Below are 19,730 nucleotides of genomic sequence, written 5' to 3'. Positions count from 1 at the left end.
GTCAGGCGGGCGAGGCCCCGCCCTCGCGGCGCGCTGGCGATCCTGTCCGGGGGGAGAGGATCCTGTCGGAATCTACTTGTCGGCCGCCTTGCTGACGACGGTTCCGGCGGCCGCACCGGCGACGGCGCCGACCGGCCCGCCGACCACGGCGCCGGCCGCTGCGCCGGTGGCCGCACGCTGCTCGACGCTATGCCCGCAGGCGGCCAGCGTCAGGGCGAATCCGGCGGCGGCGAGCAGGGTGAAGGACTTGCGCATGAGGTGACGTCTCCGCGTTTGAAAGCTGTGCAGCGGGAACGGCGGGGCATGGCGGAGGTTCCCTGGCCAAGTTCGCGTCGTTAACGAAACCTGAAAAAAATCGCGCGCTGCGACGCAATATCTCATTGCGAATCCGCTCGGCGATGGTCATAAACCACATCAACTTCGCCGTAGCCTGTCACTCCACGTGTAATCGACAGGCTCTCAGTCGCGCCGCCGCCAGCATGAGCAGGGGCCTTCGCGACGACGATGTCGGGGGGCGACTTCGCCCTCGCCACACGGGACACGATCTTCTTGAATTTCAATAGTAAGGCTCGCGCCGATTGGCGCGTGCCGGCATGCGCCGCATTGATCGGTTCAGGCATTGGCCTGGCCCTGGGCGCAACATACATGGTCGGCGGCATGGCTCGCACGGCTGCTGACGACGCCCGTGCAGCGCGGATTGCGCGTGCGGCCGAAGGCGGCTTTTCGGAGTCCACCCTGCAAGCCGCTGCGACGGACCCTGGCGTCCTGCGCATCGCCAGCCGGCATGACCCGCTGGCCGCGAGCGGCGCGGCCCAACGCGATCGCCAAAGCGCCATTCTCGCCGCACGGCTTGAAAAGGCGCCGAACGCGGCGGCGGAAATTCCGCTGCGCGGCGCTATCGAAGCCGCCCTGCCGGCGGCTGCGCCGTTCCGGTTGGCCGGGGCGCTGGAAACCTCTCGCGAGCTCGAGTGCCTGACCCAGGCTGTCTACTTCGAAGCTCGCGGGGAGACGCCGGCCGGCCAGGCCGCCGTCGCCCAGGTAGTGCTTAACCGCGTTCGCCACCCTTCGTTCCCCAAGAGCGTTTGCGGCGTGGTGTTCCAGGGCGCAGGCAAGCGCGTCGGCTGCCAGTTCAGCTTCGCGTGCGACGGCTCGATGCGGCGCGGTCGCGAGGTCGCGGCTTGGAACCGGGCTCGGAAAGTCGCATCCAAAGCGCTGGCCGGCAATGTGATGGCCTCGATCGGCGACGCGACCCACTTCCACACCACCAATGTGGCCCCGAACTGGGGGCCGCGCCTGGTGCGGACGGCCGAAGTCGGGATGCACGTCTTCTATCGCGTGGGACGTGGCGGCGGCGCTGCGCCGAAGGCGCAGGACCGTGTCTACTACGCCAGCTATGCGGCGACGCCGACTCCGGCGTCGATCGAAGTCGCCGGCGACATGCGCGCGGCGCTGCTGAAGACTGAGCGCAAGCCTGACGCCGTCGGACAGGCGGACCAAAAGCCCGAACTGGTCAAGGACGCTGACACGTCGGCGCCGAAGCTGCTGCCGATCGCGGCCCATCCGGGCAAGGCGCCGGCGCTGCGAGCCGAGCCGGACGCCATGGTCGGGGACGACTAAGCACACGGTCGCCTGGCCGTTCTCCTCGACCACGCCTTGCGCCATGCTCCCCCTCGCCGGGGACATGGCCGGGGCGAGTCGAGCGAGGTGGCGTGATGAGCGATGCGGCGGCGCGTGACGAGCTGGCCCGGGGCCTGCTCAACTGCGGCTATGAGGACCTCAATCCGGTCCAGAAGAGCGTCATCGACCTGATCGTGACGGAGACGCCGAGCCGCGCGCCTGGGCTGATCCGCGACGAGCGGCGGTTCGGCGAGCGCCTGGCCGACCGCGTGGCCGTATTGGGCGGTTCCTGGGCGTTTATCATCGGTTTCAGCGTGGCGCTGCTGCTCTGGATGGCCTGGAACGTCGCGACCAAGTCGTTGCACCTGGCGTTCGATCCCTATCCGTTCATTTTCCTGAACCTGCTGCTCTCGACGCTCGCCGCCCTGCAGGCGCCGGTGATCATGATGAGCCAGAACCGGCAGAGCGTGACCGACCGCAAGGCGGCGGAGTACGACTACGTCGTGAACCTGCGCGCCGAACTTGAGATCCTGCGGCTGCACGACAAGCTCGACGCCCTGCAAGGCGAGGAACTGATGGCGCTTCTGATGGAGCAGGCGGACCGCATCGAGCGGCTGACCGAGCAGGTCGCGGCCCTTTCGGTCGCCCGCCGTTAGGCGCGGGACGAGCGGCGCAGCGCCTGGGGCGGCTGGCCGAAGGCGCGCAGGAAGGCCCGGCGCATACGCTCCGGGTCGCCGAAACCTGTAGCCGCGGCCACTCGGTCAATCGGTTCCGACGAGCCTTCCACCCGCTCGCGGGCGGTCTCGAGCCGCAGGCGTTCGACCGCCTTGGCTGGGGTCATGCCGGTCTCGGCGGCGAACGCACGGGCGAAGTGGCGGGGACTCATCGCCGCCTGATCGGCGAGACGCTCCACGTTCAGCGGCTCGGACAGCCGCTCGCGCATCCAGTCGAGCAGGGGGGCGAAGCGCCCGCCCTGGCCGCCCATTTCCAGCAGCGCCGAGAATTGCGACTGGCCGCCCGGCCGGCGGTGATAGACCACGAGCTGTTGGGCTACGGCCCGGGCGAGGTCCTCGCCGTGGTCCTCGGCGACCAGGGCCAGCGACAGGTCGATGCCGGCCGTGATCCCGGCCGACGACCAGACGTCGCCGTCGCGTACGAAGATCCTGTCCGGCTCCAACCGCACCTTGGGATAGCGGCGGGCAAAGTCAGGACAGCGCTGCCAATGGGTGGTGGCGCGTCGGCCGTCCAGCAGACCAGCCTCGGCGAGGATGTAGGCTCCTGAGCAGACGCTGGCGGTCCTGCGGCCCCGCGCCGACGCGGCGCGCACCCAGTCGAGGGTGAGGGGGCAGATGGCCGGCCCGCGCGTGCCTTCGCCGCCGGCGACGACGAGCGTGTCGAGCTGCGCGTCGTCCAGCGGTCCGGCGATCATCTGCACGCCCGAGCTCGAGGCGACCGGACCTGGGTCCCGCGCCATGACCTGCAGCGCGTAGGCCCCGGGCACGAACCGGGCGGCGATCTCGAACACCGCGATCGGCCCGGTCGCGTCGAGGATCTGGAAGTCCGGAAAGACGAGCAGGCCGATAGTGCGGGTCATGGCGATAAACGAGGGATCTTTGTCATTTCTGCCGGAAGCTAGGTCGCGCAATGTCGGTCGTCAAATTCCTTTGGAGGCCGCCATGCCCAAGCTGCAGATCGTCATCGCGCTCTATCCGGGCGTCACGCACCTCGACTTCACCGGACCGCACCAGGTGCTGTCGCGGCTGCCGAACGCCGAGGTGGCGGTCGCCTCGGTGGGCGGCCAGGACATCGAGGCCGAGGGCCTGACCTTCACGCGACTGGCGGATTTGGCGTCGATCGAACGGTGCGATGTGCTCTGCGTGCCGGGCGGCCTGGGCACGACCGACGCGATGCAGGACGACGTTTTCATGGCGGAGATCCGTCGTCTGGGGGCGCAGGCCAAGTACCTGACCAGCGTCTGCACGGGTTCGCTGATCCTGGCGGCGGCGGGCTTCCTGAAGGGCAAGCGGGCCGCCTGCCACTGGGCCTGGCGCGACCTGCTGGTTCCGTTCGGCGCCATCGTCGACGACAGCCGGGTGGCCCGCGACGGGAACATCATCACCGGCGGCGGCGTGACCGCGGGCCTGGACTTCGCGTTCGTGCTGATGGCCGAACTGGCGGGCGAGACCCTGGCCAAGTCGGTGCAGCTGGGGCTCGAATATGCGCCGTCTCCGCCGTTCGCATCCGGGCGTCCGGAACTGGCCTCGCCGGAGATCCTGGCGGCGGTGAAGGCGCGGATGGAGCCGCTCGCCAATGGTCGTCGCGAGGCTGTCGAGGCTGTCGCCGCCCGTTTGGAGGCCGCGGACTAGGCCGCCAGGGCGCGGACCAGGGCCGAGGGCTCGATCGGCTTGCTCAGATAGCCATTGAAGCCGAGCGCCAGCAGGCGCTCGCGCTCGCCGGTCATGGCGTCGGCGGTCAGGGCGACGACCGGCAGCGTCTGGCGTCCGGCTGCGCGAATGGCCGCCAGGGTCTCGATGCCGCTCATCTCCGGCATGTGAATGTCCATCAGCACGATATCGAAGTCGGCGTCGTCCAGTCGCGCCAGGCCCTCGGCGCCGCTGGAGGCGGTCGAGACGCTGGCTCCGATGGCTTCCAGCAGGGCGCGGGCGACCTCCTGATTGGTGGGGTTGTCGTCGACGACGAGCACGCGCAGGGCCGCCTCCAGATCGCCGGGACCGTCGCTGAACTCCTCCTCGGCCTCCGCCGCGGCCAGCGGCAGCTCCAGGGTGAAGCGCGCGCCTTCGCCCAGGCGGCTCTCGACGCTCAGGTCGCCGCCCATCATGCGAGCCAGTTCGCGCGAAATGGCGAGGCCGAGACCCGTGCCGCCGAAGCGGCGCGAGATGCTGCTGTCGGCCTGGGTGAAGCCGTGGAACAGGCGGGCCTGGGTGGCTTCGTCGAGACCTGGTCCTGTGTCGGAGACGGTGAACGCGATCCCCGCGGCGGTGGTTCGGACGGTCAGGCGGACCTCGCCGGCCGACGTAAACTTGACCGCGTTGGAGAGCAGGTTTTGCAGGATCTGACGCAGGCGGGCTTCGTCGCCGGACGTCCAGCGTGGGATGTCGGCGGGGAGATCGCAGACCAGGGCCAAGCCCTTGTCCTGCGCCGTATGGCTCCAGAGGTCGATGGTGCGCGCCACCGCCTGGTGCAGGTTGAAGGGGCGGGCGTCGATGTCGAACTTGCCGGACTCGATCTTGGCGAGGTCCAGAACATCGTTGAGGATGGTCATCAGCCCGCCGCCGGACCGCAGCAGGGTCTTCACATACTGCGCCTGACGGGCGTCCAGATCGGTGCGGTCGAGCGCATGGGCCATGCCGAGCACGCCGTTCATCGGGGTGCGCAGTTCGTGGCTCATCATCGCCAGGAAGGTTGACTTGGCCTCGCTGGCGGCGCGGGCGGCGCCGGACTGAGCCTCCAGGTCGGCCAGGGCGGCGCTCAACTGGCGAGAGGCGGCGACGCCGCGCGCCGCGGAGACGATCGCATAGCCGACATAGACCATGACCCCCAGGGCGACGAACGCCTGCTGGGCGCCGTGAAAGCGGGGGAAGAGCAGAGGCGCCAGCAGGATGCACAGCCCGCTCGGCGCGCCGAAGACGAGCGACGCCAACGGCGAGCGGTAGGCGTGGCTCATGCCGTTGAACAGCAGCGCCGACCAGACCAGCAAGGCGAAGTACTCAGAGCCGGAGAAGTCAGCCAGCCAGTAGGCGACGCCCAGGCCGACCCAGACGCCGTTGATGGCGAGGGCCGATCCCAGGTACGAGATGCGTTGCGCGCGCGTGGGAACGCCACGCGCATGCGGCGCGGTGGCGATCATCGTCCAGGCCTCGCCAAAGGCGAAGAACGCTACCCAACCAAGGGCGATTGCGGGCGAGAGCGTCCAACTCACCAGCACCGCATAGACCGCGACGGTGATCCAACGCGACGGAGCCATCCTGCGCGCGGCGCGCGCGACGCCGTCGAAGCCCTCGTCAAACTCGAAAACCGGAAACTTCATTACGCCGCCCGCTACTTGCGACGCAGGTTGCATAGGAATGCGGAAGAGAGACTTAACGCGCTAAAGGTGGTCTTCGAGTAACGATGCTATCTTGGGGTGTAGTCAGCGGTCCTGGGTGCGGGCGTGCACCGTGTCGACGTTCTGGTGAATGTTGCCCTGCCGGCCCTGGCTCTTGGTGTTGAAGTCGTCGCCGTGGCCGGCCGAGTGGACGCCGGTCTTGGCGTCGCGGCGATCGCGGCCTTCGCCCTGGATGTCGGGGCGTTGGCCGCGGAAGGACCGTTGTTCCTTCGGGATCGGGGGCGCCTTGCTCATGGGGAGCTCCTTTCCTTGACCTGGAAGGAACAGCCCGTAGAGCGGCTTGTTCCCGGCTCAGACCGCGTCGAGGCCGATGTCGAGGACGCTCGCCGAGTGGGTGAGGGCGCCGACGCTGATGACCTGGACGCCGGTCCGGGCGATGCCGCCGACCGTCTGCAGGTTGACGCCGCCGGAGGCCTCAAGCGTGACGGCGCCGCCGGTCATCGCCACCGCCTTGGCCAGGTCCTCGAGGCTGAAATTGTCCAGCATGATGACGTCGGGCCGATGGGGCAGGGCCTCTTCGAGCTGGGCCAGGCTGTCGACCTCGACCTCGATCTTCATCAGGTGGCCGGCCGCGGCGCGGGCGCGCTTCAGCGCTTCGCCGACCCCGCCGCAGGCGGCGACGTGGTTGTCCTTGATCAGGATCGCGTCATCCAGGCCGAAGCGGTGATTGAGGCCGCCGCCGCAACGAACGGCGTACTTCTCCAGGTGCCGCAGGCCGGGCGTGGTCTTGCGGGTGTCGGCGATGCGCGCCTCGGTTCCGGCGACCGCCTGGACGTAGTCACGGGTCAGGGTGGCGACGCCGGAAAGGCGGCCGAGCAGGTTGAGCGCCGTACGCTCGGCCGACAACAGGGCGCGGGCGTTCGCCTCTACCTTGGCCAGGACGTCGCCGGGCTGGACCTCGTCGCCGTCGGCGACCATGGCCCCGAACGTCGCGTCGGGATCCAGCGCTAGCACCGCCAGTCGCGCGCAGGCCAGGCCCGCGACGACGCCGTTCTGGCGGGCGGCGAAGACGGCGGCCAGCCGCGCATCCGCTGCGATGCACGCCTGGGCGGTCACGTCGCCGGCGCGGCCGAGGTCTTCGGCCAGGGCGGCGGACACCACCGGCTGGATGAGCAGGTCAGGAATGGGAGCGATCATTCGGCGGCGATGCTGGAGGCCGTAGAGGCCAGGTTGAGGAATGTGCGAGCCGGCGCGGCGTCGGCCGGCCCGTCGGCGCGGAAGTGGGCGCCGAGACTGGCCGGACGGTCGAGCGCGGCCTGGGCGACCAGGCGGGCGGCGACCAGCGACGGGGCGCGGCCGTAGGCGGCCTCCATGGCGTCGATCAGGGCGAGCAGCCGGGTGAGGCCCTCGGCGTCACGCACCACGCCGGCGTCGCGGCTCATGGCGGCGCGAAGCTGGGCGAGCGCCTGGCTCGGGAGGTCCGGGGCCGCGACCGCGCGCAGCGGCCGGGTTTTGGGATCTTCGAAGACCGCGGCGGCGCGGCCGGCCCGGGCGCCGAAGACCGCCGCTTCCAGCAGGGAGTTCGAGGCTAGGCGGTTGGCGCCGTGCACGCCGGTGGAGGCGCATTCGCCGGCGGCGTAGAGGCCCGGCAGGCTGGTCGCGCCGTCGGCGTCAGTGACGATGCCGCCCATGTGGTAGTGGCAGGCCGGGGCGACGGGGATCGGCTGCACCCGCGGGTCGACTCCGCCGGAGAGGCAGGCGGCGAACACCGCCGGAAACTCGTCCGGGAAATGGGCCCCGACCGCGGCGCGGGCGTCGAGAAACGCGCCACGGCCGGCTTCGCGCTCGGCATGGATGGCGCGGGCCACCACATCGCGCGGGGCCAGTTCGGCGTCGGGGTGGTAGCGGGCCATGAACGCCTCGCCGGCGCCGTCGATCAGCTTCGCGCCTTCGCCGCGCAGGGCCTCGGTCGCCAGCGGCGCGGGATCGCGGCCGATGTCGATGGCGGTCGGGTGGAACTGCACGAACTCCGGATCGGCGATGGTCGCGCCGGCCAGGGCGGCCAGGGCCAGGCCCTCGCCCTTCAGCTCCGGCGGGGTGGTGGTCACGCCGTAGAGGCCGCCGACGCCGCCGGTCGCCAGGATGGTCGCCGGGGCGACGAACTCGATCAGCTGGCCGTCTTCCTCGGCGAGGACCCCGCGCACGCGGCCCTCGGCGTCGCGGAGCAGGCCGCGCAGCCGGCAGCCGGCGCGAACCGTCACGTGGCGCGAGGACAGGGTCGCGGCGATGACTGCGTCCATGATCGCCCGACCGGCCTGGTCGCCCTTCACCCGGGCGACGCGCGAGCGAGAATGGGCGGCCTCGAGGCTGGTGGCGAAGTCGCCGTCGGCCGTGCGGTCGAACGGCGCGCCCAAGGCGGCCAGGGCGCGGACCGCCTGCGGGCCTTCCTGCGCGAGGATGGCGGCCATGGCCGGATCGACCAGGCCAGCGCCCGCCGCGATGGTGTCAGCCGCGTGGAGTTCGGGGGCGTCGTCGCCGCTGAGCGCTGCGGCCATGCCGCCCTGCGCCCAGGCGGAGGAACATCCCTGGCTCAGCGGGGCGCCGGTCAGGACCAGGGCCTTTCGCGGTGCGGCGGCCAGGGCTGCGGACAGCCCGGCCAGGCCGGCGCCGACGATCAGCACGCCGTCGTGCTTGATCCGCTCCATGATCAGATCAGCTCGACGTCCACGTGGTGACGGGCCTTCACGAGGTCGTAGCGGGCCGGAATCGCGGGCGGCGGCAGGTCGATCATACGTTGGACCGCCAAGCGGGCGCGGTCGGCGATCGCCGGATCGACAGTGACCTCGTAGCGGTTGTGCAGCAGAGCGTCGTAGATGTTCTGGAGGCTGATCTTCTTCATGTGCGGGCACAGGTTGCACGGGCGCACGAACTCGGTGAACGGCGCGTCGGCGGCGACATTGTCGGCCATCGAGCACTCGGTGATCAGCACCACCTGCTTGGGCTTGCGCTGCAGGACGTAGTCGTTCATCGCCGCGGTCGAGCCGGCGAAGTCCGAGACTTCCAGCACCTCGGCCGGGCACTCCGGGTGGGCCAGGATCTCGGCGTTCGGATAGGACGCCTTGAGCTCCAGGATGTCCTCGGCCGTGAAGCGCTCATGCACCTCGCAGCGGCCCTTCCAGGCGATGATGCCGACCTCGGTCTGGCGCGCCACGTTGCGGGCCAGGAACTCGTCAGGGATCAGGATGACCTTGTCGACGCCCCATTCCTTGGCGACGTGCTCGACCACCTGCACGGCGTTGGCGCTGGTGCAGCAGACGTCGGTCTCGGCCTTCACGTCGGCGGTGGTGTTCACATAGGTAACCACCGGCAGGCCCGGATAGCGCTGCTTGATCAGGCGCACGTCGGCGCCGGTGATCGAGGAGGCGAGGCTGCACCCGGCGGTCAGGTCTGGGATCAGGATGGTCTTTTCGGGCGACAGGATCTTCGAGGTTTCGGCCATGAAGTGCACGCCGGCCTGGACGATGATCGCCGCGTCCGACTTCGCCGCTTCCTTGGCCAGGCCCAGGCTGTCGCCGACATAGTCGCCGACCCCGTGGAAGATCTCGGGCGTCATGTAGTTGTGCGCCAGGATCACCGCGTTCTTCTCGCGCTTCAGGCGATTGATCTCGGCGATGAGCGGGGCGTGGAGGCGCCACTCCATCGGAGTGACGTGATGCTTCACCTTCTCCCACATGGGCGAGGTGGCGGCTTCGACAGCGGGCGTAAACGCGAATTGCGAACCGTCGGCCATTGTATCCCTCCTTATGCTCAAATTGAGCATTTCGTCGGCCTCAAAAAACGCCGCGGGATGTCTGCAGCGCCCCGTCGGCGTCTGTGATTATGCTCAAAACGAGCAAAACCGATGACTGATGATATAGACCCCTGCCAGGGGCGGCACAAGCCCACATTATCTTGAAGCCCTGTGAGGGAAGCCTCGTCAGGCCGCCTGGCTGCGGGGATCGACGTTGTCGGCCAAGGCCCGAGCCAAGGCGTCGGCGGCGTAGGGCTTTCGCAGCAACGGCCACGGCGTCTCGGCGGTGAACGGCTGGGCCTCGCCCGCGTACCCGGTCGAGAGAATGACCGGCAGGCCGGGCCGGCGTTCGTTGATCGCGGCGGCGAGATCGAGTCCGGATCGGCCGCCTGGCATGACCAGGTCGGTCAGCACGGCGTCAAGTTCCGGATGCTGCTCGAGCGCGGTCAGGGCTTGGTCGACGTCGATCGCGCGCACCACGACGTGGCCAAGTTCGGCAAGCATGGCGCTGACCATCTCGCCGACCTCGGCGTCATCCTCCACGAGCAGCACGTTGAGACGGCGGACGTTCGGCGGCTTCTCCTGTTCGCCCGCTGGCGAGGAAAGGGCAGGCGCCTCGCTGCAGCGCGGGAGATACAGGCTGACCGCGGCGCCAGCGCCGGCGGTGGTCTCGATGGTGACGCCGCCGCCGCTCTGACGGGCGAAGCCGTAGGCCTGGGACAGGCCAAGTCCAGTGCCCTTGCCGATCTCCTTGGTGGTGAAGAACGGTTCGAAGGCGCGGGCGAGCACCTCGGGCGCCATGCCCATGCCGTCGTCACGCACCTCGACGCGGACATAGTCGCCGGCGGCGACGTCCTGCACCTGGCCGTCGAGGAGCGTGCAGGCTTCGGTGTGGATGGCGATGGATCCGCCCTGGCTGACGGCGTCGCGCGCGTTGACGACGAGGTTCATCATCGCGGCGTCGAATTGGCCCTGGTCGATCATGGCCACGGCCTGCGGCGCGCCGGCGACAAGCGTGAACTTGACCGCCTCGCCGACCGCCCGGCGCAGCAGCGGCTCGCTTTCGGCCAGCAGGTCGTCGATGCGCACGGCCTCGGGTTTGAGCGCCTGGCGTCGCGAGAAGGCCAGCAGTTGGTGGGTCAGTCGCTCGCCGCGCCTCGCCGCCCCCAGCGCCGCCTCGATCATCCGGTCGCGGCGCTCGACGTCATCGGGCTTACGCTGGATCAGGTCGAGCGCCCCGGTGATGACGGTCAGCAGATTGTTGAAGTCGTGCGCCACCCCGCCGGTGAGCTGGCCGACGGCCTCCAGCTTCTGGGCGTGGTGCAGGCGGGCCTGGGCCTCGTCGCGTTCGGCGACCGCAGCCTCGACACGTTCGGCCAGCAGTTCGTTGATGTCCTGCAGGTCGTGCTCGGCGTCCTTGGCGTCGGTGATGTCGATCCCGATGCCGATGAAGCCGGCGAAAGCGCCGTCCGGCCCGTAGCGCGGCTGGGAGACCGAGCGGATCCAGCACCATTCGCCGGTCTTTCGGCGATAGCGGGCTTCCAGGCGGAAGGGCTTGCGCGAGGCTTCGCCCGCGACCTGTTCCTTGAGGATCCGCGGCAGGTCGTCGGGGTGGAGCGCTTCGCGCCAGTCGAATTCGAGCGCCTGATCGTAGGGCAGGCCCAGATAGTCGACATAGGCCTGGTTCACGAACTCGCGGCGACCATCGGTCGTGGAAACCCAAAGCAGGGCCGGAGCGCTATCGGCCAGGGCGCGAAACCGTTCTTCGCTTTCTTGAAGTTTTTCAAAAGCGTGGCGGCGGTCGGTGATGTCGATGTTGACGCCGACCGCCCGGACTGCGCGGCCGGTTCCATTGACCAGCACCTCGCCGCGAGAGAGCAGCCAGCGAACTTCGCCGTCAGGCCGTAGAATCCGGAACTCGCACGGCTCCATCTGGCCGCTGCGGATCGCGGCGATGTTGTTCAGGCGGACCCGCTCGCGGTCGTCCGGATGGACGACATCGAGCAGCTTGCGCACGCCGGCCCGGGTGCTGATCGGCAGGCCCAGATTGCGGTAGAGCGCGGGCGACCAGAAGCCTTCGCCGCTCTCGGCGTCCCAGTCCCAGAGCCCGACGTCGCCGGCGTTCTGGGCCATCTGCAGCCGCGCCTCGCTGCGGTCGAGCGCGGCCTGCGCCTCGTCCAGCCGCAGGACGATCTCGCGCAGGGTGGCGGCGACGAACACGGTGACCGCCCCGGAGAGCGCATAGAGGCCTACGCCTGCGCGCACCGCCGGATCGACCGGCAGTCCGCCGCGCAGCGCCAACGAGGTCGCCAAGGCGGCCGCCAGGCTGATCCAGCCCCACCTCTGGCCTGCGAACAGTGTGGCGACGATGAAGGCCGGGAAATGCGTGACCGACAGCGCGAATGCAGTGTCCCAGCCCGCGAACAGTCCCCGGATGACCACGGCGGCAGCCATCGCGCCCAGGCTGACGGCCAGCGCGACCAGCAGCGGCGGGGAGCGTCGCGGTATGAAACGCAGCGGTGATCCGGCGGGCGTCATATTGTTGGACGCTGTGCTGATTCCGGCCCCGGACGGGACGTTCTCAGGACCATGCGAGCCTGAGCGCATAGGCGCAACACTCGATCTTGGCGGGTTTGGCCCCTATCTTGCCAGTTTCCGGCTGCATGGAGCCGGGACTGAAACAGATTGGGACCTCGCCGCTGCCGCTGTCGCAGATCATCTCCCAGCGTGGCCTGATCGGGGCCCTGGCGACGACCTGCGGGTTGGCGGTGATATTGCTCGCCTGTGTGAACCCCCGCTACGCCGACGGAAGCGACGGGAGGTCGCAGGGGGTGGCGCAGGTGACGCGGACCTTCTCCGACCGTGGCTTGACCCGACTGACCGCCGATATGGACCCGGCGATGCTGGCCCTGGCCAAGCGGCATGATCCGTTGACGCGCCAGGCCGACCCCTGGGGTCGGACAGTCGGCTGGACCAGTCTCGACATCTCGAAGATTCCCGATCTCGGCCTCGACACGACGTCGGTGGAGACGGCCGAGGAGATCAACGCCATGCGGGCGTTCTCCAAGCTGCCGATCCGGCCGATGCGGCCGTTCGTGCTGCACGCCGGCGGTCAGGACGCAAACCGGGCGCTCAAGTGCCTGTCCGAGGCGGTCTATTACGAGAGCGCCCGCGAGCCGCGGCTCGGCCAGGAGGCGGTCGCCCAGGTGGTGCTGAACCGCGTGCGCCATCCGGCCTACCCGAAGTCGGTCTGCGGCGTGGTCTATCAGGGCTCGGCCCGGTCGACGGGTTGCCAGTTCAGCTTCACCTGCGACGGCTCGCTCCGCTACGCGCCCGAGGCGGGCCTGTGGCGCCAGGCCCAGGAGGTCGCGCGCCGGGCCCTGGCCGGTCACGTCAACAAGTCGGTGGGTTCGGCGACCCACTATCACGCCGAATACGTCGCCCCGTACTGGGCCCCGACCCTGGTGAAGATGAAGCAGGTCGGGCTGCACATCTTCTATCGCTGGACCGGCCCCTGGGGCGAACCGCCGGCCTTCACCGGCCGCTACGCCGGCGGCGAGGCCTTCATCTCGCCGGCGATCCTCGGCGGACTGGACGCCCGCACCAACGGGCTGCTGGATCCGGAGACGCAGGGCATCGGCGGCGGCCGCCAGGTGACGCTGGCCGTGGCCGGCGAGGTTCGCACCTACAACGTCGCCGACGCCTCGGCCACGGGTGGGGAGCGGACGCGGGTGCTCGGCACGCTCTATGCCCCGCGCCGCAAGCCGACCGCCCAGGAGGTCCAGGAGATCAACCGCTCGCTGGCGGCCATGGAAGCCAAGGACGACGACGCCGGGGCGGCCGACGCCCCCCCGCACAAGGCCGGGCCGGATACTGGCGCTGGCGCGCTTCAGGAGTAAGCTCGGCGGTCATGACCGCCGTTCTCGCGATCCACGCACACCCGGACGACATCGAAACCCTCTGCGCCGGGACGCTCGCCGTGCTGGCCGCGGCCGGACATCAGATCCGCATCGCCACCGTCACCGGCGGGGATCTCGGCTCGACCGCGATCGCGCCGGCGGAGACGTCGCGCATCCGTCAGGCCGAGGCGGCGCGGGCCGCGGCGTTGATCGGCGCGCAGTACCGCTGCGGCGAGGTTCCGGACCTGGGCGTGTTCAACGACGATCCGACCCGTCGGCGGGTGACCGAGCTGATCCGCTGGGCGCAGGCAGAAGTGGTGATCACGGCCTCGCCGGCCGACTACCATCCCGACCATGAGGCGGTCAGCCAACTGGTGCGCGACGCCTGTTTCGCCGCCTCGGTGCCGAACTATGCGACCGGCGAGGCGGAGCCGCTGGAGGCCATTCCACACCTCTACTTCATGGACCCGATCGGCGGCCGCGACCGCGAGGGCGTCTGGACGGTTCCCGACTTCGGCGCCGACGTCGCGGCGGTGTTCGAGACCAAGAAGGCGATGCTCGCCTGCCATGTCAGCCAGGACGCCTGGGTCGCGCGCCAGCACGACATTCCCGATCACCTGGCCTCGATGGAGGCCTGGACCCGAAAGCGGGCCCGCGACTTCGAAGCGGACCTGGCCGAGGGCTTTCGCCAGTACCGGCACCATCCCTATCCGCGGACGCCGCTGCTGCAGGAGATGCTGGGCGCGAGGCTGTTGACGCCGTTGGCTCAGGCTCCGCGCGCGGCGTCGTAGCGGGCCCACATCGGGCCGCAGTCGAGCATGTCGCCGGTCTGCATCGCCTCGTCGATGGCCATGACGGTGAGGCCCGCCTCCATCGACTCGAACGGCGTCACCGGAAAGTCCTGGCGGCCCTCGAGGGTGGCCAGCAGGTCGCGGGCCATGGCCTGGTCGGCGCCGTTGTGGCTGTCCTCGGTGCGGTCGCCGTAGTCGATGCGCTCGGGCTTGCCGCGGTCCATGGCGCGGCGGACCATCAGCTTGTTGCGGACCAGATCGGCGATCAGGGTGCCTTCGGTCCCGGCGACGTACCAGCGCCGTTCGGGCAGGGCGACGTGGCTGTTGGCGTGGAACGACAGCCGCACGCCGTTCTCGTACTGCACCAGGGCGTTCTGGTGGTCGGTGACGTCCATGTCGGAGTGGAAGGCGTCGTTGGCGCTGGCCCAGCCGGCGTCGCGTAGGGCGTAGGCCAGCTGGCCGTCGCTATAGGTGTAGTGGCCGGCGCGATCGGGCACGAAGATGTCGCGGCCGCCGAAACTGGCGACTTTGGCCGGCCGCGAACGGGTCAGGCGGCCGAAGATATCGAAGTCGTGGCAGACCTTGTCGAGCAGGTACGAGCCGCCATAGGCCTGCTTGCGCCGCCAGTTGCGGGCCAGATAACCGCCGTGCTCGGGCGGCAGGTGTTCGGTGGCGTCGATGGAGATCACCTGGCCGAGCTGGCCGGCGTCCACGCGGGCGATGGTCTCGCGCACGATCGACATCGAGCGCATGACCAGGCCGATATAGAGCGGCGGGCCGCCACCGACGGCCAGGCGATGCGCGAGGGCCAGGGTCTCTGACTGGGTCCGCACGATCGGCTTTTCGGCGAAGATCGGATAGCCGGCGTCGAGGGCCTGATTGAGGTGCTCGAAGTGCAGGTGGTTGGGTGAGCCGATCATCACCAGGTCGTACGGGCCTTGGGCCAGAAGTTCGGCGGCGTCGGCGAGGGCCGGGCCAGGATCGATCCCGGCGTCGGCCAGGATCGGCGCGCCGACCGGGGCCGGATCGACATGGGCGGCGACCTGCAGGCTCCAGCCGACCTCCTTCATCGCCGCCAGCACGTGGGCGATGCGCTGGCCCAGTCCGATGACGCCGATACGGTAGGTTTTCATGGCCGCCTTCCAGAAAGCTGACGGCTGGAGCTTAGCGCGGGCTGGGCCGGCGGCTAGTGGCCTTCGCCGCCGCCGAACGCGTCCGGATAGGCGACCAGCAGCGGCGCATCGAGCGCGCCGTCCTCGAGCGCGAGGGCCATGAAGGCCGGGCTGGCCGAGTAGGGCGACTTCACCTGGGCGGCGGCCTGCCGGCTGAAGCCGAACTTCGGGTAGTACTCCGGGTGGCCAAGCACGATGACCGCGTGGGCGCCGAAGTCCTTGGCGGTCTCGATCGAGGCGGCGGTCAGCCGCTTGCCGACGCCGTCGCGCTGGCGGTCCGGCCGCACGGCCAGCGGCGCCAGGGCGGCGTAGAGGTTCACGCTGTCGGCCCACAGCCGGCTGTAGAGGATGTGGCCGACGACCTCGCCGTTCTCCTCCTCGACCAGTTCGAACATCACGTCGCCATCCGCGCGCAGCTTCTCGACGAGGTCGGCTTCGTCGGGCTGCCCGAAGGCGGCGGCGACGATCTCGCGGATGGCGGCGTGGTCGGCGGGGCGGGCGTGACGGATCATGCCGTCAGCATAGGCGCGGTCCTATTCCGCGGCCAGGGCCGCTGCGGGCGCAACCTGTGGGCCACGGATCAGCTTGCCGGGCAGTTCGCCGGTGGCCTCGCCATGTTCGAAGGTGACGACGCCGCTGACCACGGTGGCGCGATAGCCGCTGGCGCGCTGGATCAGGCGGCGGCCGTCGGCGGGCAGGTCGAAGACCATCTCCGGCGCGTGGATCGCCAGGGCGTCGAAGTCGATGACGTTGATGTCGGCCTTCATGCCCGGCGCAAGGACGCCGCGATCGTTCAGGCCGTAGAACTGCGCGGTTTCGCGGGTCTGCATCGAGACGACCTTCTCCAGCGGCATGCGCTCGCCGCGGGCGCGGTCGCGCACCCAGTAGGTCAGCATGTAGGTCGGGAAGCTGGCGTCGCAGATCACCCCGCAGTGCGCGCCGCCGTCCGACAGGCTGAGCACGGTGTTGGGATCGTGCATCATCTCGACGATGTGGTCGAAGCTGTGCTCGGCGTAGTTCAGCAGGGGCAGGTAGATATAGCCGGCGCCGTCGTTCTCCATGAGCATGTCGTAGACGACGGCCTCGGGCGTCGCGCCTTGGCGAGCCGCTTCGGCGGCGACCGAGTCCTCGGCGCGCGGCTCGTAGTCGAGCTGGCCGTTCCGCTCAAGGCGGAACATGTTGCCGAAGTCCTGCAGCAGCGCGCCCATGGCCGGCGCCTGGGGCGTCACCTCCGAGATGATCGCCTCGCGGACCGCCGGGTCGCGCAGGTGTTGCAGGCGTTCGGCGAAGGGCAGGGCGGCGATGGCGCGGTAGGCGCTCTTGCGGATGAAGGGGTGCACGGTCGACTGCCAGCCCAGCACCATGCCGGTCGGGCGGCAGGCGATGCCGGCCTTGATGTTGGCGCCCTGCGCCTGGGCCTCGGCGGTCAGGGCCAGCATGTCGCGCCACTTGTTCGGCTGGAACGGCGACTGCAGCAGGCTGTAGTTGACCGGCAGCCCGGTCTCCTTGGCGAACGCGGCCATCCAGGCGAATTCGTCCTCGGGGATGGTCATGTCGGAGGCGAGCTCGAACACGCCGTGGCCAGCCTCGCCCAGGGCCCGGCCGATGCCGATCATCTCGTCGGCGCCGGCGAAGGTGCCGGGGATCACCTCGCCGTCCTTGGTCCGGTGCAGGGCGGTGCGGGAGGTCGAGAAGCCCAGCGCGCCGGCCTGGACCGCCTCGCGGGTGATGCGGGCCATCTCGGCGATGTCCTCGGGCGTGGCGACCTCGTTGCGGGCGCCGCGCTCGTCCATGACGTAGGCGCGGATGGCGCTGTGCGGGGCCTGGGCGGCGACGTCGAGCACGCGCGGCTTGCGGTCCAGGCTGTCGAGATATTCGGGGAAGGTCTCCCAGTCCCACTTCATGCCTTCGGCCAGCGCCGAGCCGGGAATGTCCTCGACCGCTTCCATGATGCCGATCAGCCAGTCGTGGCGGTCGGGCCGGGCGGGCGCGAAGCCGACGCCGCAATTGCCCATGACCACGGTCGTGACCCCGTGCCAGCAGGACGGGCTGAGATAGGCGTCCCAGGTCACCTGGCCGTCATAGTGGGTGTGGATGTCGACCCAGCCGGGAGTGACCAGCAGGCCGGCCGCATCGATCTCGCGCCGGCCCTGTTCGGGCACCTGTCCGACCTTGGCGATGACGCCGCCGGACACCGCCACGTCGGCCTGGCGGGGCGCTGAGCCCGTGCCGTCGACCACCAGACCACGCCGAATGACCAGATCGTACATGGCTTCCTCCCAGGAATTTTTGGAAGGCTAGGTACGGTGACCCCACGTCACTCAAGAGGCGAGCGGAGCTGAACCCGCGGCCGTCGGGCGCGTTCCACAAGACCAGCGCAACTCGAGAGGGGCGACCATGTCCATCAACAACCGCCGTGAACTCAGCCTGCTCAACCACGAAGAGGGCGAGCTGATCCGCGCCTCGCACCATCCGGCGATCGCCGACCTCGACGCCAAGGATCTGGCCGAGACGCGCAAGCGCCTGCGGGCGATGCGCGACAAGGAACGCACCCTGGCTCGGCAACGGGTTCGTACGGTCAGCGGCAAGGGCGAGCCGCGCGGCAGCGGCACCGCCGAGCATCTCCAAGAGCGCAAGCAGGTGTTCGCCAGCGCCCTGAAGCGGGTGAACAAGCAGGCCCATCGGATGGCTGTCGAGGAGGCGCGCGCCGCCCACGTCGAGGCCTCGAAGAAGGCGCTGGCCATGCGCCGCGCCGCCGGCGCCTCATCGCGCCCGTCTCCCGGCAAGACCGCCAGCGGCGGGATGCAGGCGGTCGAGAGCAGCAAGACCGCATCGAAGGTCGCGCCGGCCAAGGTCGGAAGCGTCTCGCAGGCGAACAAGAACGCTCAGGCCAAGCGAGACAAATAGCGCTGACGTTGTTCCTCCCCTGTTGGGGCAGGTGGCGCGCGTAGCGCGACGGAGGGGGCCTGCTGACTTAAGCAAGCCCCCTCAGTCAGCCGATCGGCTGACAGCTCCCCCAAAAGGGAAGCAATTGATGGAGATCAGTCGCCGGCGACCCAGCTGACGTCGGCGCCCAGCGCGTTCAGGTTCTCGACGAACTTCGGGTGGGCGCGCTGGATCGGCGAGGCATTGAGGATGGTGCTCTCGCCCTCGATGCTGGCGGCCAGCATGAAGAGCGCGATGGCCACGCGGATGATGTAGGGGCTCTCGACCGTCGCCGGGGTCAGCGGCTTGCCGCCCCAGGTGATCAGCCGATGCGGATCGCAGAGCAGGGCGTGGGCGCCGAACTTGCCGAGTTCGGAGTGCCAGCCGAGCGCGCCGTCATAGACCTTGTTCCAGAACATCACCTGGCCTTCGGCGCGCACGCCGAGCGCCACGAAGATCGGCAGGAGGTCGGCCGGGACGTAGGGCCACGGCGCGGCCTCGACCTTGGTCAGGATGTTCGAGGTGAAGGGCTCGCGGACCTTGAGCTTGCCGTCGACCCGGGCGCGGCTGAAGCCGTTCTCGTGGGTCACCTCGACGCCGAACTTGGCGAAGGTGCGGTCCAGCAGCGGGAACTGTTCGACCGAGCCGTTCTGGACGGCGATCTCACCGCCGGTGATCGCGCCCATGGCCAGGAAGGTCGCGACCTCGTGGAAGTCGTCGGCGAAGGTGAATTCGACGCCGCCGAGGCTGTCGACGCCGGAGACGGTCAGGCGCGAGCCGCCGACGCCCTGGATGCGCGCGCCCATGCCGGCCAGAAACTCGCAGAACTCCTGGACGTGCGGCTCGCAGGCCGAGTTGGTCAGGCGCGACAGCCCCTTGGCGGTGGCCGCGCAGAGCACGAAGTTCTCGGTGGTGGTGACCGAGGCGTAGTCGAGCCAGTGCTGGGTGGCGGTGAAGCCCTTGGGCGTGGCGATCACCGTCGCGCCGGGCTCGCTGGTCACCTCGGCGCCGAACGCCTTGAAGACGTCGATGTGCGGGTCGATCTCACGCGAGCCGAGCGTGCAGCCGGTGACGTCCTCCTCCAGGCTGGCGCGGCCGAAGCGGTGCAGCAGGGCCGGGATCAGCATGATCGACGAGCGCATGCCCAGCGGCAGGTGCGCGGCCTTGGGGTCGAGGTCGCGGCCATGGTGCAGCCGCAGGGTCCCGGTGGCGTAGTCCATGTCCACCGACGAGCCGAGCTTTCCGAAGAAATCCAGCAGCTTGCGCACGTCGGTGATGTCCGGCACCCGGTGCAGGACGATCGGTTCGTCGCTCAGCAGGGTGGCGCAGAGCACCGGCAGGACGGCGTTCTTATTGGCGGACGGCGTGATGGTCCCACGCAAGGCGCGGCCGCCTCGCACGATCAGGTTCGTCATGGCGGCGCGTGGCCTCGTCTTTCGGGAAGGGCGGCCGGCGGCCGCCCGCTAAGTT

The 19,730-nt window shown here is 69.6% G+C and carries 19 protein-coding genes; 6 read left to right on the top strand and 13 right to left on the bottom strand.

The genetic code is table 11. From position 1 onward, the window contains the following. Positions 1-72 precede the first annotated feature (72 nt). Positions 73-255 (bottom strand): hypothetical protein, encoded by a 183-nt coding sequence (locus ACSQ2H_RS15485; RefSeq protein ID WP_436062277.1) that lies wholly within the window; start codon positions 253-255, stop codon positions 73-75. A gap of 122 nt (positions 256-377) precedes the next feature. Further along, positions 378-620: a hypothetical protein gene (locus tag ACSQ2H_RS15480; protein ID WP_436062276.1), complete on the bottom strand. Its 243-nt coding sequence runs from the start codon at positions 618-620 to the stop codon at positions 378-380. Between the two features lie 37 nt (positions 621-657). Between ACSQ2H_RS15480 and ACSQ2H_RS15475 the strand changes: the two genes are divergently transcribed. Together ACSQ2H_RS15475 and ACSQ2H_RS15470 are read left to right on the top strand one after the other, a co-directional pair. Then, on the top strand, positions 658-1,617 hold the full coding sequence (locus ACSQ2H_RS15475; RefSeq protein WP_436062275.1) for a cell wall hydrolase: 960 nt from the start codon (positions 658-660) through the stop codon (positions 1,615-1,617). Positions 1,618-1,712: 95 nt separating this feature from the next. After that, positions 1,713-2,273, top strand: coding sequence for a DUF1003 domain-containing protein (locus tag ACSQ2H_RS15470; protein WP_436062274.1), 561 nt, complete (start codon positions 1,713-1,715; stop codon positions 2,271-2,273). Here the strand turns inward: ACSQ2H_RS15470 and ACSQ2H_RS15465 are convergent. Next, entirely contained in the window at positions 2,270-3,211 is a 942-nt protein-coding gene (locus tag ACSQ2H_RS15465) for a GlxA family transcriptional regulator (RefSeq protein WP_436062273.1), read from the bottom strand. The two genes, ACSQ2H_RS15470 and ACSQ2H_RS15465, sit on opposite strands and share 4 nt — an antisense overlap. Before the next feature lie 82 nt (positions 3,212-3,293). On the opposite strand from ACSQ2H_RS15465, the gene ACSQ2H_RS15460 reads away from it, so the two are divergent. After that, complete coding sequence (locus tag ACSQ2H_RS15460) at positions 3,294-3,983, top strand: DJ-1/PfpI family protein (RefSeq protein WP_436062272.1); 690 nt, start codon at positions 3,294-3,296, stop codon at positions 3,981-3,983. On the opposite strand, the gene ACSQ2H_RS15455 is transcribed toward ACSQ2H_RS15460, so the two are convergent. The 6 genes from ACSQ2H_RS15455 to ACSQ2H_RS15430 form a co-directional block, all read right to left on the bottom strand. Continuing rightward, entirely contained in the window at positions 3,980-5,665 is a 1,686-nt protein-coding gene (locus ACSQ2H_RS15455) for an ATP-binding protein (RefSeq protein WP_436062271.1), read from the bottom strand. The genes ACSQ2H_RS15460 and ACSQ2H_RS15455 overlap by 4 nt on opposite strands. 102 nt (positions 5,666-5,767) lie before the next feature. Then, positions 5,768-5,977 carry a hypothetical protein gene (locus tag ACSQ2H_RS15450; protein WP_293399526.1) on the bottom strand — a complete coding sequence of 70 codons (210 nt, stop codon included), beginning with the start codon at positions 5,975-5,977 and terminating at the stop codon, positions 5,768-5,770. 57 nt (positions 5,978-6,034) lie between these two features. Beyond that, positions 6,035-6,880 carry a carboxylating nicotinate-nucleotide diphosphorylase gene (nadC, locus tag ACSQ2H_RS15445; protein WP_436062270.1) on the bottom strand — a complete coding sequence of 282 codons (846 nt, stop codon included), beginning with the start codon at positions 6,878-6,880 and terminating at the stop codon, positions 6,035-6,037. Next, positions 6,877-8,388, bottom strand: coding sequence for an L-aspartate oxidase (locus ACSQ2H_RS15440; protein WP_436062269.1), 1,512 nt, complete (start codon positions 8,386-8,388; stop codon positions 6,877-6,879). The genes nadC and ACSQ2H_RS15440 overlap by 4 nt, the downstream gene beginning before the upstream one ends. A 2-nt stretch (positions 8,389-8,390) precedes the next feature. Then, positions 8,391-9,473 (bottom strand): quinolinate synthase NadA, encoded by a 1,083-nt coding sequence (gene nadA, locus ACSQ2H_RS15435; protein ID WP_436062268.1) that lies wholly within the window; start codon positions 9,471-9,473, stop codon positions 8,391-8,393. A 186-nt stretch (positions 9,474-9,659) separates the two neighbouring features. Next, complete coding sequence (locus ACSQ2H_RS15430; protein WP_436062267.1) at positions 9,660-11,927, bottom strand: PAS domain-containing protein; 2,268 nt, start codon at positions 11,925-11,927, stop codon at positions 9,660-9,662. A 191-nt stretch (positions 11,928-12,118) separates the two neighbouring features. On the opposite strand from ACSQ2H_RS15430, the gene ACSQ2H_RS15425 reads away from it, so the two are divergent. Both ACSQ2H_RS15425 and ACSQ2H_RS15420 read left to right on the top strand, forming a co-directional pair. Continuing rightward, positions 12,119-13,372: a cell wall hydrolase gene (locus ACSQ2H_RS15425; RefSeq protein ID WP_436062266.1), complete on the top strand. Its 1,254-nt coding sequence runs from the start codon at positions 12,119-12,121 to the stop codon at positions 13,370-13,372. Positions 13,373-13,383: 11 nt separating this feature from the next. After that, positions 13,384-14,163 (top strand): PIG-L deacetylase family protein, encoded by a 780-nt coding sequence (locus tag ACSQ2H_RS15420; protein WP_436062265.1) that lies wholly within the window; start codon positions 13,384-13,386, stop codon positions 14,161-14,163. Here the strand turns inward: ACSQ2H_RS15420 and ACSQ2H_RS15415 are convergent. From ACSQ2H_RS15415 to ACSQ2H_RS15405, 3 genes are read right to left on the bottom strand one after another with little or no spacing between them, the layout of a single operon-like run. Beyond that, a complete protein-coding gene (locus ACSQ2H_RS15415; protein ID WP_436062264.1) occupies positions 14,139-15,296 on the bottom strand; it encodes a Gfo/Idh/MocA family protein in 1,158 nt (385 codons plus the stop codon). The genes ACSQ2H_RS15420 and ACSQ2H_RS15415 overlap by 25 nt on opposite strands. Positions 15,297-15,349: 53 nt before the next feature. Continuing rightward, positions 15,350-15,847 carry a GNAT family N-acetyltransferase gene (locus tag ACSQ2H_RS15410; protein ID WP_436062263.1) on the bottom strand — a complete coding sequence of 166 codons (498 nt, stop codon included), beginning with the start codon at positions 15,845-15,847 and terminating at the stop codon, positions 15,350-15,352. 21 nt (positions 15,848-15,868) lie between these two features. Continuing rightward, a complete protein-coding gene (locus tag ACSQ2H_RS15405; RefSeq protein WP_436062262.1) occupies positions 15,869-17,605 on the bottom strand; it encodes an N-acyl-D-amino-acid deacylase family protein in 1,737 nt (578 codons plus the stop codon). A gap of 127 nt (positions 17,606-17,732) precedes the next feature. On the opposite strand from ACSQ2H_RS15405, the gene ACSQ2H_RS15400 reads away from it, so the two are divergent. After that, entirely contained in the window at positions 17,733-18,242 is a 510-nt protein-coding gene (locus ACSQ2H_RS15400) for a hypothetical protein (protein ID WP_436062261.1), read from the top strand. A gap of 134 nt (positions 18,243-18,376) precedes the next feature. On the opposite strand, the gene ACSQ2H_RS15395 is transcribed toward ACSQ2H_RS15400, so the two are convergent. Beyond that, a complete protein-coding gene (locus ACSQ2H_RS15395) occupies positions 18,377-19,675 on the bottom strand; it encodes a UDP-N-acetylglucosamine 1-carboxyvinyltransferase (RefSeq protein WP_436062260.1) in 1,299 nt (432 codons plus the stop codon). Between the last annotated feature and the right edge of the window lie 55 nt (positions 19,676-19,730).

The sequence above is a fragment of the Phenylobacterium sp. LjRoot97 genome (assembly GCF_964254345.1).
Lineage (GTDB): Bacteria > Pseudomonadota > Alphaproteobacteria > Caulobacterales > Caulobacteraceae > Phenylobacterium.
Note: the sequence above shows the minus strand (reverse complement) of the source record. Positions and strands in the feature narration are given on the sequence as shown.

Coding starts and splice junctions, on each gene's coding strand:
- ACSQ2H_RS15485 (WP_436062277.1), bottom strand. CDS start 255: ATGCGCAAGTCCTTCACCCTGCTCGCCGCCGCCGGATTCGCCCTGACG.
- ACSQ2H_RS15480 (WP_436062276.1), bottom strand. CDS start 620: ATGCCTGAACCGATCAATGCGGCGCATGCCGGCACGCGCCAATCGGCG.
- ACSQ2H_RS15475 (WP_436062275.1), top strand. CDS start 658: ATGGCTCGCACGGCTGCTGACGACGCCCGTGCAGCGCGGATTGCGCGT.
- ACSQ2H_RS15470 (WP_436062274.1), top strand. CDS start 1,713: ATGAGCGATGCGGCGGCGCGTGACGAGCTGGCCCGGGGCCTGCTCAAC.
- ACSQ2H_RS15465 (WP_436062273.1), bottom strand. CDS start 3,211: ATGACCCGCACTATCGGCCTGCTCGTCTTTCCGGACTTCCAGATCCTC.
- ACSQ2H_RS15460 (WP_436062272.1), top strand. CDS start 3,294: ATGCCCAAGCTGCAGATCGTCATCGCGCTCTATCCGGGCGTCACGCAC.
- ACSQ2H_RS15455 (WP_436062271.1), bottom strand. CDS start 5,665: ATGAAGTTTCCGGTTTTCGAGTTTGACGAGGGCTTCGACGGCGTCGCG.
- ACSQ2H_RS15450 (WP_293399526.1), bottom strand. CDS start 5,977: ATGAGCAAGGCGCCCCCGATCCCGAAGGAACAACGGTCCTTCCGCGGC.
- nadC (WP_436062270.1), bottom strand. CDS start 6,880: ATGATCGCTCCCATTCCTGACCTGCTCATCCAGCCGGTGGTGTCCGCC.
- ACSQ2H_RS15440 (WP_436062269.1), bottom strand. CDS start 8,388: ATGGAGCGGATCAAGCACGACGGCGTGCTGATCGTCGGCGCCGGCCTG.
- nadA (WP_436062268.1), bottom strand. CDS start 9,473: ATGGCCGACGGTTCGCAATTCGCGTTTACGCCCGCTGTCGAAGCCGCC.
- ACSQ2H_RS15430 (WP_436062267.1), bottom strand. CDS start 11,927: ATGGCTGCCGCCGTGGTCATCCGGGGACTGTTCGCGGGCTGGGACACT.
- ACSQ2H_RS15420 (WP_436062265.1), top strand. CDS start 13,384: ATGACCGCCGTTCTCGCGATCCACGCACACCCGGACGACATCGAAACC.
- ACSQ2H_RS15415 (WP_436062264.1), bottom strand. CDS start 15,296: ATGAAAACCTACCGTATCGGCGTCATCGGACTGGGCCAGCGCATCGCC.
- ACSQ2H_RS15410 (WP_436062263.1), bottom strand. CDS start 15,847: ATGATCCGTCACGCCCGCCCCGCCGACCACGCCGCCATCCGCGAGATC.
- ACSQ2H_RS15405 (WP_436062262.1), bottom strand. CDS start 17,605: ATGTACGATCTGGTCATTCGGCGTGGTCTGGTGGTCGACGGCACGGGC.
- ACSQ2H_RS15400 (WP_436062261.1), top strand. CDS start 17,733: ATGTCCATCAACAACCGCCGTGAACTCAGCCTGCTCAACCACGAAGAG.
- ACSQ2H_RS15395 (WP_436062260.1), bottom strand. CDS start 19,675: ATGACGAACCTGATCGTGCGAGGCGGCCGCGCCTTGCGTGGGACCATC.